Genomic DNA, 13,572 nt, shown 5'->3' with positions numbered 1-13,572 from the left:
ACTCGAATCGCTTATCCACATGAGTGCAATAGCGCACGACTATCCAAATGGTCCTCGGCGGGAGGCGTGGCGGATGGCGGGCGTCCTTCCCGTCGGGGGCTTGGCCGGGCCACATTGGCTGTTGCGGCGCGTGTGTGCTGCCGCCCCATGGCGGACACGCCAACGCCCTATTGGGAACATGGCATGATCCAACAGGGATGCCGGGCGGGGCGGCACGTTGGATCATGCGCGCATAGGGGGCGGGGCAAGGATGACGCTTGAGAAATACTTCGACACGGACGACGGATCGCTGCCCGAAGTGGAGGTCACATTCGCGGATCGATCGAACCTGGAGCCTGCGTTGCGTCATCTCTACGATTCCGGCGGCTCTGACGTTTCGCGCGGCGACAGACAGGTCTGGTCGAAACTGCGCCAATCGGAACGAAGCTACGCCGGCCCTGCGGACGCAGCCTTGGTCGCGTCGGACGAACTGGAGCCGTTTCACGTGGTTCTGCGGGGAGTCCGTGGATCGGAGCATGCCATCCCGGACCTCGGTGTCTTCGTATGGCCCTGCGGCCTGACCCTCGATTACCGGATGGGCGCGGAGTGGGGAAGCCACGAGATCGAGTCGTTCCTGCACCTCCTACGGCGGCTGGTCCACCGGGGCGGCGCAGTGGCGGTTCCGTGGTGGGGTGCGGAAGGGGAGCATGACTTCAAGAGCGCACTCCTACTTGCGTAGCCAGGCCGGTCGACGCGGCGTCAACGTCTTCGGGGGTATGTATGTTTCGCGCGGCACGTGGCGCACTGATCTTCATGTTCTGGCTCATGGGCGGCGGCATGATGCTCGCCAGCGGTGAGCCGCCGCTCGGCATTTTGTTGATCCTGGTCGGAATCACGCTTCCGGTCGTCACGGCGAACCGCGCCATGGACAACGCCCGTGCGCGCCAGGGAAAAGCAAGGGACTTCACGACGACCTGGGAAGACGTGGCCCACCTGAGCATGCGCGATGTCGTGGCACACGTGGTGTCGCTGGTGATCGGCATCGCGTTGGCCGTGGTCGCCGTTACGCTGCTGGGTGTGGGCGGAGCCTAGGCGGCGTATTCAGGACGCGGTCTTGCCCGGGCTACGTAGGCAGAATGCGCATCAAAGGGAGTTGGAATGTCAGACGGATACAGGTTGGCTGCGCAGGAGGTAGGTCACGTCCTGCAGCGAAGCAACGCAGAACGCTTCGAATACTTCGTCCACAAGGTCGCGGACTGGGGTGAGGTCTGGAGCCTGAGGACGGCGGGCGGTTGGGTGCTGTTCGGCACCGACGGGGGGATACAGGCCGCGCCGTTCTGGCCGTTTCGGGAGTTCGCCCAGCAGTGCGCTGTCGGCGAGTGGTCGGATGCGTATCCGGAACCGATAGATCTTGAGGCAGTTGTCGAACGGTGGCTTCCGGGCCTCGCGCGCGACGGGCGCTTGGTCGCGGTGTTTCCCAACACCAGTGGCGAGTCTTCAACCATCGGCCCGCTCGATCTTCTGGAGAGGATCGAATGCGAGCGGGACAAGATTTCAGACGATTAGATTGCCCGACATGCGAAAACTCATGGGTCCGAACGCCCTTTCCGTCCCTCCTTCTCCTGGTTGCCTGATGAAGTCCATCCTGCTCTCCCTCTGCCTGCTCAGCCCCACCGCGCTCGCGTGCGACACGGCGCACCTGGGCTTGTCCGGAGCACTCAGCGTGACGACCTGCTCTCCAACGCAGGATTCAGAGCGCTGCGTGTACTCCGGTCAGGCGCTGTACCAGTACCTGGAGGCGGTGCCGGACAGCGACGAACTCCTTACGATCGGACTGCAGGCGAGCCCCTGGCGCATGTACGACGCAGAGACGCGCATCCTCACCGTGGACGACATTGCAGACCTCGTGAGACCAAAGCTGGGCGGTAAAGTGGAGCGCGTCGAGCTTATTGCTTCGTGGACCGGCGTTTCGCCCGAACCCGGTGTGCTGTCGCTGGCCGATCGCGTTTCCGATGCCCTCGACGGTTTCCCGGTCAAGGGCGAGGACGGTTTTCTGTGGCTGGCGAAGGATGGAACGCGCCGCACGACGCGTCAGGCGTTCACCATGCGCGAGGGTGCCGGCTCGTATTTCGTACCTGAGGGTTCCGAAGTGCTCGCTTCTCTCGTGATGGGCTGGCCTGCTTTCGTGCAGGAGCAGATTCCCGAAGACGACGCCGACATGCTGACCCGCGCCGCGGCCGGCTGGGACGTCTTCTTCCTGTGCCCGGACAGGGCGCTCGCCGGCTTCGAAAACGCTGCGACGAAGGGCAGTGCCATCGCCGCGTACAACGCCGCGCTCATGCGGCTGGAACGCGGGGACGAGGGCGACCGCGCTGCCGCTATCGCGCTGCTCGAACGCGGCGCGACGCTGGGCGATGCGAAGTCGCGTGCGCGGCTCGAATCCGAGCGCGGGCGTAAGTAAGTTGTCGGTTTCCGCCTATGAGGCGCGGCTGTGGTGCAAGCCAGGCGCTATCACGAGCGCAAACGTATTCCCGGGTGCGACCTGCGGTCTTACCCGGGCTACGCTGGCTGCCGGCGAGTGGTCGGATGCGTGTCCGGAACCGATAGATCTTGAGGCAGTTGTCGAACGGTGGCTTCCGGGCCTCGCGCGCGACGGGCGCTTGGTCGCGGTGTTTCCCAACGCCAGTGGCGAGTCTTCAACCATCGGCCCGCTCGATCTTCTGGAGAGGATCGAATGCGAGCGGGACAAGATTTCAGACGATTAGATTGCAGTGTGCGAAACCAGATCGACGAGTCCACCAGAGAACCCACCATGCGCAAATTCATAGGCCGCCTGAAGCGCACCTGCTGAGTGTCGCCGCCGCCCTGGACTTCCCTGATGACGTACAGCGTCAGATGCGCAAGGCAGGCGACGAGGAGTGCGAGGCCATCCTGCTCGCCCAAGTGGAAGGGCGGCACGGGGGCCCTGTTGACTGGCGTGGCACTGCGGAAGACATCTATCAGACCCTGGATCCCTGCCTCACGAGTTCCGAGCGCGCGCTCATGCCTGCGCTGTCCGAACTTCAGGCTCAACCGCCTGCGCAGATCGCCGCCGCTGTGGATGCATACCTGCTCCCTGGACCCCGGGCGCTGCGTGCGCTCGAGTCATTTGGCGATTTCGTCATCGTGCTGTTGGTCCCGCGCCACAAACTGGAGGCATTTGATCGGTCGGTGGGGTCATGGCTCGCATGACTGACGTGCGCTGAAGGCGTGACCGAGCGCTTTTCACGAACGGCAACGTATTCCCGGGTGCGACCTGCGGTCTTACCCGGGCTACGCTGGCTGTAGGATGTAAAGAACCAACGCGGGAGGGGCGAGCATGAACAGGATCATTCGGATCTGCGCAGCGATGGTTCTTACGGCAACTGCAAGCACCGTTCTTGCTGCCGATTCGTACGAGATTGAGGTTTCGCATGACGACGAGCTTTTCATCATCAATGGTGAGAAATTCGAGGCTAAGACCTGGTGCCCTGACATGGAAGAAGGTGATGAAGTGATATTCATCGAGGGCAGCCCGTATGGTGCCTGCGCGTCTGCCAAGCTGCTCAACCTTCGGACCGAAAAGATCTGTAACGTTTGGTGCGCTTGAGTCAATGGTGTGACGCGGGAAGAGCAATGAGTCCTCTGGATCTGTCACGAACGTAGGCCGATGTGCCTCGCTCAGGGCGATTCTTCTTCCAACTTTTCACACGTGAAGATGACTTCGATCTCCGCCTGCTTGGCGCCGCCGCCGCCCCAGGCTCCGTCAGTGGTCTGATAGGCCGTGCCCATCTGGCCCCGTTGACCTTGGGCTGATTCCATTACGGCTTCAGTGCCCGGCTTCTTCTCGGCACAGAAGTCGTTTGCCACCTTCATGGCCTTGCCTTGCATCTTCGACGTGTTCCCGAAGACGGTCGCGGACTTCCCGCCAATCATGTATCGCCCTTTGCCAAGCGGTACGACGTCGGACATTCCGGCATGTGCAACGGAGACGCAGAGCAGCGCAAGGGTGCAGAAGAGGAACTTGGGATTCATGAGACTGTCGGCGTTGAGGTGCAGTCGATAATCCCGGAATGCCCGCCCGATGGCGCACCGCTTGTCGTGTCGCATACCTATGAGACACGCTGTTGCAGCGGCGATGTCGGATGAATTGCAGGGCGTATTGCTTGCCGATCGCCTCGGCCGTTGCGGACGGACGGTGTAACGGTACTGCTACCGCAATTCCAACCTTCACCGTCATTCCCGCGAAGGCGGGAATCCAACTCGCCGACTGCTCACACTTTCCGTCGGCGTGCATCGTCGGGTAGTTGGATCCCCGCCTTCGCGGGGATGACAGCTTCAACCGAAATGACACGCTTCAACCGCAATCACGGTATCAACCGCAATGACGAGTTCAACGCAATGACGTGCAGCCACCTCAACGCGCCCGAACTGAGCAGCGCCGGCAGCAGGCGCAGGCAAGGCAGGGCAGCCCGTCCCGGAGGGGCAGGCGCTTCACTTGCACGGGCTGGAATCATCCGCCCCCACGCTCACCAGTTCGCCCGAAAACCCAGCTTCGCCTCCCACGCGCGCCGGTCGTCGTCGAAGCCCTGCGAGTAGCCCAGGTTGGTGTAGAGGAAGCGGTTGCGGTCGAGGTCGCCGGTGTAGCCGATTTCGACTTCCCACCAGCTGCCGCCGAGGTCGGCGTCGAAGGGGATGTCGCCCAGCCGTGACGAGAACGACGTCACCGGGTCGCCCTTGAACTCGTGCCACACGCTCAGCCGCGCCCAGCCGGTGTGGTCCAGCGGGCCGGACTCGTAACCCTTGCTGTTCCATTCGCGCGAGAGGCGTGCGCTCAGGCGTGCGAGCAGCGATTCGTTGTCGTCGAAGTGCACATCGGCGGCGAGGTCCGACGAATCGCCCAGGTCGATCCACTGATAGATCAGCTGCGCCTGCGGTTCGATTTCCCACTCGTTGCGCGTGCGGAACGGGTAGCCGCCTTCGATCGATGCGGCCAGGCCCCAGCCGTCGGTCTGCATTCGGATGCGGCGTACCGATTGCGCGCTGGCGTCGTACCACGTCGCCTGGAGCACGCCGTCGAGGTAGGCCTCGCGCTCGCTGTAACGCGTCCAATAGCCGCCCAGCGTGTAACCGTCGACGAACACGTCGCCGGCGAGGTTCGAGAAGACGTGCTCCACCTGCGTTTCGGCGTGGCCGATGGCGGCGTACAGGCCGGCATGATCGCGCGGTCCGTCCTGGTCTTCTTCGCGCTTGAGGTCCAGGCCCAGTTGCACGGCGGTCAGCACGTAGTCGTACTCCGGGCCGCGGTCGTAGATGCCCGCGCCCTCGGCGTCCTTTTCGCCGTTGACGTAGATCAGCCGGCCCCAGAAGCCGTCGATGCGGAACTGCTCGGGCAGGTCGCGATTGCGCAGTTGCTCCTGCTCGCCCACGCGTTCGTGCAGCGTGTCGAGCAACGAGCGTCCGTACTGCAATGTCGTCGGCGCGAGTGCGGTGTACACCGACACTTCCGGCCGGAACTGCGGAATCGGCGGCGGCAGTGGCGGCAGCGGCGGTGGCGCCGGTGGATCGGGCGGATCCGGAATCGGATCCGGCACGGGCGGCGGCTCCGGTGTCGGGTCGGGCGGGGGAGGCGGCGGCGGTGGATCCGGTGTCGGGTCCGGCGGCGGATCGGGCGGCGGCGGTTGCGGGCACGGTGGCACGGGTGCGTTGGGGCCACTGCAATCCAGCGTGGAGCGCAGGTACCAGTTGTTGGGTCCGTCGGCGTCGACGCTGCCGCGATGCAGCGTGTACTCATACGGGCCGGCAATCGCCGGCGCTGCCAACGCGAACAGATTGGCCGACGTTGTCGCGCCTTCGATGGCCTGCACCACGAGGATGCCGTTGGCGACGGTGACGTCGCCCGCGCCGTCGGTGTTCGACACGGCGAGCAGGCCCGGGCCTGTAGCGAGACCGCCGTTGTAGAGGATGAGCTTGTCCGACGGCGAGTTGTCGGCTCCCAGGAACGTGTTGATCGCCAGCGTGCCGCCGGCGCCCACGTAGTCGCGCGTCCACAGTTCCTTGAAGGCACTTGCCTGGGGCGCGGTGAACTCCACGCGGCCGGCGTTGGTCAGCGTCGCGGTAAGGATCGAATCGACCGGCACCGTCCAGACGCTGGACGCATCCAGCGTGCCGTTGGTGAGGTAGTACGCCTCGCCGGTCCAGTGCGAGGCGTTCTGCAGCGTGATGTTTGCCGTGGCGGCGGCATTCGCGCCGGCCGCGCCGTTCAACGTGGCGTTGTCGGCGAAGAGCTGGACGATCGACGGCTGCGCGAACGCAACGGCCGGCGTCTGCGCATACATCAGCCAGCTGGGACTGCTCACCGACGCGCCACCGTCCACGGTCACGTCCAGCGGCCCGTTGCCGAGGATGGCGACGTATTCGCTGGTCATGGTGCCGCCGGTCAGCGTCGCCTGGTTCACCAGGTTGGTGGTGCGATTGGCCGAGTACAGGCCGATGGTGCGCGCGCCGGTCGCCGTCACCTGCGAGTTGGTGAGGTCGATCGAAGCCGGAGAAGTGAAATTGAACAGCTCCAGCGCCGCCGCGCCGTCGCGTGTGGTGATGCGTGAGTCGCGCCCGGTGATGACGCCGTTGTCGCCCGCGAACAGGCCGACGCCGCCCGTGCCGGTGGTGGTGATGGTGTTGTTGGTGATGTCGAGCGTCGCCGTCCCGGTGTTGATTTCGGCGTAACCGCCGCGCCCGTTCGGCGAGGACACGTTGACGGTCGTGCCGGTACTGAAGATCGCGCCCTGCGATTTCAGGCCGGCGATGGGGAGGCCGGCGACGACGGCGAAGCTCGAGCCGATCGGCCCATCGACGGTGGCGAGGTTGGCCGTACTGAGCACGTAGAACGTCGGGTTCGTCGTCGCGGCGATGGTGAGGTTGCTGCTGCCGGTGAGCGTGATCGTGGTGCCGGGCCGCGACCACACGCCCGCGCCGGCGCCCACGCCGGTCACCTGGAAACTGTCCAGCGTGAGCACGCCGCCGTTCATCGCGACCGCGCCGGTGCCGCTGGCCTGCGCCGTCGACGGGTTGGTGAAGTCCACCCGCAGGCCGCTGCCCAACGTGCCCGCCGCCACGGTGGTGTTGTCCGCGCTCACGCCCACGCTATTGGTGCCGGTCATCGTGATGAGCGTGTTGGCTGGCGTGAATACCTGGCCGCCGTCGTGGACGTAGATGCCCAGCGAGCCGGTTCCGCTCATCGCGATCACCGGCGCGAGGGCATTCTCGACCCGACTGTTGGCACCGGAGGCGCCCAGCGCGACCGCATTGGACGCGGCGGTGTTGATCTGGTTGATCTGTGTCGCCACGACGCGCCCGCCGGCTTCGGCGATGAACCCGTGCGCATTGGAGATGGTGGCGCCTGCGGTGGCGGTGCTGTTGATCGTGGCGTTGGCGACGTTGATGAGCCCGCCGTTGATCGCCACGACGGCATCGCCCACGCCGGTGATGTTGAACTGGCCGCCGGTGATGTCGATGCGGCTGCCACTGCCGTTGGCGATGGCGGCATTGCCACCGGTGGTGAACAGGTTCACGCCCGCCGGCACGAGGATCACCGCGCCGTCGGCGAACAACGTGTTGCCCGTGACGGAAGTGAAGCTGATGGCGCCAGGCAGTGGCGGCGCCTGAGTGTCTACCGTCAGCGTGCCGCCGCTGCGCACGCGCACCGCGTGCGTGGAGGTGGGCGCCGTGATGGTCGTGCTGCCCACCACCTGCCCGGTGCCGCCGTTGAGATCGATCGGCGCAACAACGCCCGGCCCGAAGGTCTGCGCGCACACCATCGCCGGCATCAACGCGAGGCTTGCAAACGACGTTCGCGCGGCAACCAGGCGCAGCGCCTCGCGGATGCCGATCGTCAGGGGAAGGACGCGCGCGCGTGGCGCGACACGTCGACCGTCAGGAGGTGTCCTGTCCATGGTGCGTCCTGTTCAGCCACCAACGCCAAGCGTTCGAAGGCCGAGCAAAGCGCGGTACGGGTGATGGTCGTGTGAGACGTGAACGTGAAGAACAGGCTGACTGCGCCGCAGCGCTGTTACAGCCGCCGATGCGTTTTCGGCAGGTTTCGAGGCCCGAAAGTCTGCGGCGTTCCGGCCGATAAGAGGGACGAGGACGGAGGGCCGGCGATGACCGACAGCATGCCAACTCGATTGCAGGTCGCGATGGGCGTTGCGGTGGTGCTGCTGTTCGCGGTGCTGGGAACGTTCGCCGTGCGCTCGCGCGCGGCCGATGACTGCCGCGCGGCGATATCGCGCGCGACTACCGACTACAAGATGCACAAGGCACTGCGCAGCGTGCAGTGCAGGGAAGCGCTGGGCAGGCCGTCGACGAACGACGGTTAGGCGTGGCCCAGCACGAACGCCGTCACCGGATTGGCCGGATCGGACAGCAGTTTCGCCGTGAGCAGCAGCGACATGGTCACCAGCAGCGGGCGGATCACCTTGCCGCCCACGCGCATGGCCAGATGCGCGCCGAGCTGGCCGCCGGCAATGCTCGAAACCGCCATCAGCAGCCCCAGCGTCCACATCACGTGGCCGCCGGCGATCAGCGTCAGCACGGCGGCGACGTTGCTCGACAGGTTGAGGAATTTGGTGTGCGCGGTGGCCGACACCAGGCCCAGTCCGAACAGCGCGACCAGCGCGGTGGTCAGGAAGGAGCCGGTGCCCGGTCCGAAGAAGCCGTCGTAGAAGCCGATGGCGGTAACGATGCCGAGCATCGCCATGGGGCCGAAGCGGCCCTGGCGGTCTTCCTCGCTCGCCTTGGGCGCGAACAGGAAGTACAGCACCATCAGGATCAGCAGCATCGGGATCAGGCCCGACAGGAACGCGGGGTTCAGACGCTGCAAGGTCCACGCGCCCAGGGCGGAGCCGATGAAGGCACCCAGCGCCGGTTTGAGGAAGCGGCGGAAATCGATGCGGCCCTTGCGTGCGAAGGCGACCACCGCGCTCGCGGTGCCGAAGCTGCTTTGCAGCTTGTTGGTGGCGATGGCGTTGACCGGCGGGATGCCGGCGGCCATGAGCGCCGGGATGGTCAGCAATCCGCCGCCGCCGGCGATGGCGTCGATGATGCCTGCCACGAAGGCGACCGCCATGAGCAGGGCGATCGTGTCGGTGGCAAGTTCCATGGATGACGTTCGCGCGAAGGGGGCGGCGAATGATAGTGGAAGCGGTGAGGCAGCGCGCGCCCTCTACCGGCGCTTCGCGCCACCTTCTCAGCTCCGCACTCCCTTCGGTCGCCGCGAGGGGAGAAGGAAGAGCAAAGGCTACGCTGATCGACTTTCCCTTCTCCCCTTGCGGCGACCGAAGGGAGTGCAGAGCTGAGAGGGACAGGTTCGCGCAGCGAACCAGGGAGAGGGGTAGGGCGTGTCGCAGCAACGCGCTACATCAACGCCCGTGATGCGGCCCCTCGCCGAACGCGATGTCCCAGCAGAACACCACCGCGGCGATCATCAGCACGCCGTGGAAGCCGAACGTCAGCAGCATGTTCAGCGTGAGCCGGCTCAGCGGCAGGTCGCCCATGCGTGAGCCGGTGCGGAACAGCTCGTGGTAGGCCAGAAGACTCAGGCCGGCGCCCAGGGTGATGCGCAGCGTGCGGGTCATGATGCGCGAGAAGCGGTAATGCAGCGCCTCCAGCGGGGTCTCGGCGCGGATGGCGAGCATTTCCAGCCCGGCGACGCGTAGATGCTCGCGCGCCACGCGTTCGGCCGCGGCGCGGTCGTGGAAACGCCCGAGCACGCGCGTTGCGGTTTCACCGTTTTCAGGGCGTCGATAGGTGACGAAGTATCGGGGTGCGTCCACGGCCAGCCTCGGCTGCGGGGGATGCCAGGCGCGATCCACGGCGGGATCGCCATCAGGAATCACGTTGAATCCGGGCCCGCCCGGCCATCGACGGTGTAGACCCAGGCCTCCACGCATCGGCCGTCCTCCAGCCGGACCTGGGCGAGTTCCCGCGCATAACCGTCCTCGAAGGCGTCCAGCCGCGCCCAGTGCGGGCCGAGCTGCGTCGAGCTGAAGACCAGGCCGGCGACGTCGCCGCCGTCTTGCGCCAGCACCAGCCCGGGAAAGCCCATCGCCGCGCCCCAGCCTTCCGCACGCAGGGTGCCGGTGACGATGGCCGGCTCCCACGTACCGGGCACGTCGGCCAGCACGTGCGCGTTGGGGCGTCCCGGCGCGAGGCTTCCGTAGACGAAGAGGCGTTCGATCATCGTGTTCTCCGTGGTGGATGAGGGGGCTGCGCCCGTCAGCGGAAATCCCGCGACGGCGCCTGCAGTTCGCCGAGCAGCTCGCTCAGGTCGGTCAGCTGGCCGGCGATCAGATGCTCCACGCCGTCCACGCGCTCCCAGCGTCCGCGCACGGCGAGCAGCGTCGCATCCAGCAGCGGTTTGCGCTGGCGTGCGGCCAGGTCCGGCCAGACGATGACGTTGATCATGCCGTGTTCGTCTTCCAGCGTGACGAAGATCGTGCCCTTGGCGGTGGCCGGGCGCTGGCGCTGCGTGACCAGCCCGGCGACGTGCACGCCGCGTCCGTGGCGCGCATCGCGCAGGTGGCGCGAGCCCTGGATGCGCCGCGCGTCCAGCTGCGGCCGCAGCAGCGCCATCGGATGCGAGGCCAGGCTCAGTCCCGTGGCGCGGTAATCGGAGAGGATTTCCTCGCCGATGCGCGGCGCGGGCAGGTCGATGCGCGCTTCGTCCGGACTTCCGGGCAACAGCGGCCGGCGGCGTTCCAGCCCGGCCACGGACCAGCGCGCGACATGGCGATTGCCGACCAGATGCTTCAACGCATCGGCTTCGGCCAGCGCATTGCAGGCCTTCTCGTCGAGGCCGGCGCGCTGGCGCAGGTCCTGCAGGCTGTCGAATGACCGACGCGCGCGTGCCGCAACGATGGCCTGGGCCGCCGCTTCGGACAGCCCGCGCACTTCGCGCAGGCCCAGACGGATCGCCGGCTGCGCATTGGCGTGCTCACCGAAGCGACTGCCACCGACCAGCGTGCAATCCCAGTCGCTGTGCAGCACGTCCACCGGCAACACCTCCACCGCCTCGCGCATCGCGCGCGCACGTTCGTCTTCGTTCGCGAACTCGTCCGCCGCTCGCTTGGGCGCGCCGCGCCGCGCGTCCTGCACGATCTGGCTGGGCGAGTAGAACCCCATCGGCTGCGAGTTCAGCAGCGCGCAGGCGAAGGCCGCCGGCTCGTGCCGTTTGAGCCAGCAGCTCACGTAAACGAGTTTGGCGAACGAGGCGGCATGGCTCTGCGGGAAACCGTAGGAACCGAAACCCTTGATCTGCTCGAAGATCTGCTCGATGAAAGTTTCCGAATAGCCCTTGTTGCGCATGCAGTCGCGGATGCGCAGGCGGTGCGGTTCCATGTCGCCGCCCACGCGCCAGGCGGCCATCGACCGGCGCAGCTGGTCGGCTTCGCTGTCGCTGTAGCCGGCGTGCATCACCAGTTCCATCACTTGTTCCTGGAACAGCGGAACGCCGAGCGTGGGCTTGAGGATTTCCTCCACTTCCGGCGACGGGTATTCGACCGCCTCCTTGCCCATGCGACGGCGCAGGTAGGGATGCACCATGCCGCCCTGGATCGGCCCGGGCCGCACGATGGCGACTTCCACCACCAGGTCGTAGAAATTCTTGGGCTTCAAGCGCGGCAGCATCGTCATCTGCGCGCGCGATTCGATCTGGAACACGCCCACCGTGTCGGCGCGCTGGATCATCGCGTAGGTGGGCTCGTCGCCGGCGGGAATCGTGGCCATGTCGAGCTTGAGGCCGCGATGCTGCTCCACCAGATCGATTGCCTTGCGGATGCAGGTCAGCATGCCCAGTGCGAGGCAGTCGACCTTCAGCAGCTTCATCGTCTCCAGGTCATCCTTGTCCCACTGGATGATGGTGCGATCGGCCATCGCGGCGTTCTCCACCGGCACCACCGTGGACAGCGGCGCTTGCGAGATGACGAAGCCGCCGACGTGCTGCGACAGATGACGCGGATGGTCTTCCAACTGCGCGCTGACGGCGAGCACGCGCCGGATCAGCGGGTTATGCGGGTCGAAGCCGGTTTCGGCCAGGCGCTGTTCCATCTCGGTGCCGGCGTTGCCCCAACCGTAGCAACCGGCGAGCAGCGCGACCTGGTCCGGCGGCAGCCCGAACGCCTTGGCGACATCGCGCACCGCGCTCTTGCCGCGGTAGCGGATCACCGTCGCCGCCAGTGCGGCGCGTTCGCGGCCGTACTTGGTGTAGACGTATTGCAGCACTTCCTCGCGGCGCTCGTGTTCGAAGTCCACGTCGATGTCGGGCGGTTCGTTGCGTTCGCGCGACAGGAAGCGCGCCATCAGCAGGCGGCTTTCCTCCGGGTTCACCGCGGTAATGCCCAGCGCGTAACACACGGCCGAGTTCGCCGAGGAACCGCGGCCCTGGCACAGGATGTTGCGGCTGCGCGCGAAACGGACGATGTCCTCCACGGTGAGGAAAAAGGCCTCGTACTTGAGCTCGGCGATGAGCGCCAGTTCCGTCTCGATCTGCGCCACGATCTTCGCCGACGCGCCGTCCGGCCAGCGCGTGCGCATGCCGGCGAAGGTGAGCGCGCGCAGATGCGAGGCGGGCGTTTCGCCTTCGGGCACCAGTTCGAAGGGGTAGTCGTATTTCAGGTCGCGTTGAAGATCGAAGGTGCAGCGCCGCGCGAGCTGCACGGCGGCGTTGAGCAGCCCATGCGGGTGAATGTTGGCCAGCGTCGAGCGCGCGCGCAGGTGGCGCTCGCCGTTGCGGAACAGGTGCGCGCCGCATTCGGCCAGCGGCAGGCCGTGGCGGATCGCGGTCATCGTGTCCTGCAGCACGCGCTGGCGGCGCGTGGCCATGTGCACGTCGCCGCTCGCCACGGCGGTGATGTCCAGCGCCTGTGCGAGCGCGAGCAGCGTGCGCAGGCGCGCGTCGTCGTCGTCCTGGCGGTGCATTTCCACCGCCAGGTGCGTGCGTTCGCCGAACAACGCGCGAAGCCAGCGGCCGTGGCGTTCGTCCGGCGCGGCGCCCGGTTCGGCATCGGGCAGCCACAGCGCGAACACGCCGGGCTCGACGTTTGCGAAGACGGTTTCGACATCGTTGCGCGCCAGACGATAGGTGCCTTTTTCGGCTGCACGGCGACCGCGCGTGATCAGCTCGCACAAGCGCGTGTAGCCGACAGCGTTCTCCACCAGCAGGACGAAGCGCATGCCGTCGGTGAGGCGAAACTCGCTGCCGACGATCAACCGTACGCCCGTGGCGAGCGAAGCCTCCAGCCCGCGCACGATGCCCGCCAGCGAGCATTCGTCGGTGATCGCCAGCGCCTGGTAGCCGCAGTGGCGGGCGCGTTCGAACAATTCCTCCGCGCTCGCCGCGCCGCGCAGGAAGCTGAAATCCGACAGGCAGTGCAGCTCGGCGTAAGGCGGCGCGTCGTCGTCCAGATCGTCATTGGCGGCATGGCGCAGGCGCGTGCTGATCTGCAACGCGCGTGGCATGCGGTCGCCGGGCGTCTCGCGATCCACGCCGTCGATGGCGTCGTCCCAGCTCATGCCGTCGTG

General features: G+C 66.4%; 13 protein-coding genes. 7 read left to right on the top strand and 6 right to left on the bottom strand.

Going from position 1 to position 13,572, the window contains the following annotated elements:
* Window positions 1-250 precede the first annotated feature (250 nt).
* The 6 genes from AAFF32_RS14290 to AAFF32_RS14265 all read left to right on the top strand — a co-directional run bounded on the left by AAFF32_RS14290 (window position 251) and on the right by AAFF32_RS14265 (window position 3,607).
* A complete protein-coding gene (locus AAFF32_RS14290; protein ID WP_216966659.1) occupies window positions 251-718 on the top strand; it encodes a hypothetical protein in 468 nt (155 codons plus the stop codon).
* A gap of 74 nt (window positions 719-792) precedes the next feature.
* Window positions 793-1,071, top strand: a complete 279-nt coding sequence (locus AAFF32_RS14285; protein ID WP_342315541.1) for a hypothetical protein — start codon at window positions 793-795, stop codon at window positions 1,069-1,071.
* 66 nt (window positions 1,072-1,137) lie between these two features.
* Window positions 1,138-1,545, top strand: coding sequence for a DUF2750 domain-containing protein (locus tag AAFF32_RS14280; protein ID WP_342315540.1), 408 nt, complete (start codon window positions 1,138-1,140; stop codon window positions 1,543-1,545).
* 67 nt (window positions 1,546-1,612) lie between these two features.
* A complete protein-coding gene (locus AAFF32_RS14275) occupies window positions 1,613-2,440 on the top strand; it encodes a hypothetical protein (RefSeq protein ID WP_216966653.1) in 828 nt (275 codons plus the stop codon).
* 434 nt (window positions 2,441-2,874) lie between these two features.
* Window positions 2,875-3,210: a hypothetical protein gene (locus AAFF32_RS14270; protein ID WP_342315539.1), complete on the top strand. Its 336-nt coding sequence runs from the start codon at window positions 2,875-2,877 to the stop codon at window positions 3,208-3,210.
* 127 nt (window positions 3,211-3,337) lie between these two features.
* Window positions 3,338-3,607 (top strand): hypothetical protein, encoded by a 270-nt coding sequence (locus AAFF32_RS14265; protein ID WP_216966647.1) that lies wholly within the window; start codon window positions 3,338-3,340, stop codon window positions 3,605-3,607.
* A gap of 71 nt (window positions 3,608-3,678) precedes the next feature.
* On the opposite strand, the gene AAFF32_RS14260 is transcribed toward AAFF32_RS14265, so the two are convergent.
* Together AAFF32_RS14260 and AAFF32_RS14255 are read right to left on the bottom strand one after the other, a co-directional pair.
* Window positions 3,679-4,032: a hypothetical protein gene (locus tag AAFF32_RS14260; RefSeq protein ID WP_342315538.1), complete on the bottom strand. Its 354-nt coding sequence runs from the start codon at window positions 4,030-4,032 to the stop codon at window positions 3,679-3,681.
* 494 nt (window positions 4,033-4,526) lie between these two features.
* Entirely contained in the window at window positions 4,527-7,949 is a 3,423-nt protein-coding gene (locus AAFF32_RS14255) for an autotransporter outer membrane beta-barrel domain-containing protein (RefSeq protein ID WP_342315537.1), read from the bottom strand.
* A gap of 207 nt (window positions 7,950-8,156) precedes the next feature.
* Here AAFF32_RS14255 and AAFF32_RS14250 point away from each other — a divergent pair, with 207 nt between their 5' ends.
* The gene (locus AAFF32_RS14250; protein WP_342315536.1) at window positions 8,157-8,372 is read left to right on the top strand and encodes a hypothetical protein; all 216 of its coding nucleotides are present in this window, start codon (window positions 8,157-8,159) and stop codon (window positions 8,370-8,372) included.
* Here AAFF32_RS14250 and AAFF32_RS14245 read toward each other — a convergent pair.
* From AAFF32_RS14245 to AAFF32_RS14230, 4 genes are all read right to left on the bottom strand, one after another.
* Window positions 8,369-9,154 (bottom strand): TSUP family transporter, encoded by a 786-nt coding sequence (locus AAFF32_RS14245; protein WP_216966637.1) that lies wholly within the window; start codon window positions 9,152-9,154, stop codon window positions 8,369-8,371. The genes AAFF32_RS14250 and AAFF32_RS14245 overlap by 4 nt on opposite strands.
* 259 nt (window positions 9,155-9,413) lie before the next feature.
* Window positions 9,414-9,827 carry a hypothetical protein gene (locus tag AAFF32_RS14240; RefSeq protein ID WP_216966634.1) on the bottom strand — a complete coding sequence of 138 codons (414 nt, stop codon included), beginning with the start codon at window positions 9,825-9,827 and terminating at the stop codon, window positions 9,414-9,416.
* Window positions 9,828-9,886: 59 nt separating this feature from the next.
* Complete coding sequence (locus tag AAFF32_RS14235; protein ID WP_216966632.1) at window positions 9,887-10,234, bottom strand: gamma-glutamylcyclotransferase family protein; 348 nt, start codon at window positions 10,232-10,234, stop codon at window positions 9,887-9,889.
* Between the two features lie 35 nt (window positions 10,235-10,269).
* On the bottom strand, window positions 10,270-13,563 hold the full coding sequence (locus AAFF32_RS14230; RefSeq protein ID WP_342315535.1) for an error-prone DNA polymerase: 3,294 nt from the start codon (window positions 13,561-13,563) through the stop codon (window positions 10,270-10,272).
* Window positions 13,564-13,572 lie beyond the last annotated feature (9 nt).

It is taken from the genome of Lysobacter sp. FW306-1B-D06B (assembly GCF_038446665.1).
Classification (GTDB): domain Bacteria; phylum Pseudomonadota; class Gammaproteobacteria; order Xanthomonadales; family Xanthomonadaceae; genus Lysobacter_J.
The sequence above is the reverse complement of the archived record's forward strand: the minus strand, read 5'-3'. Positions and strand labels throughout refer to the sequence as shown.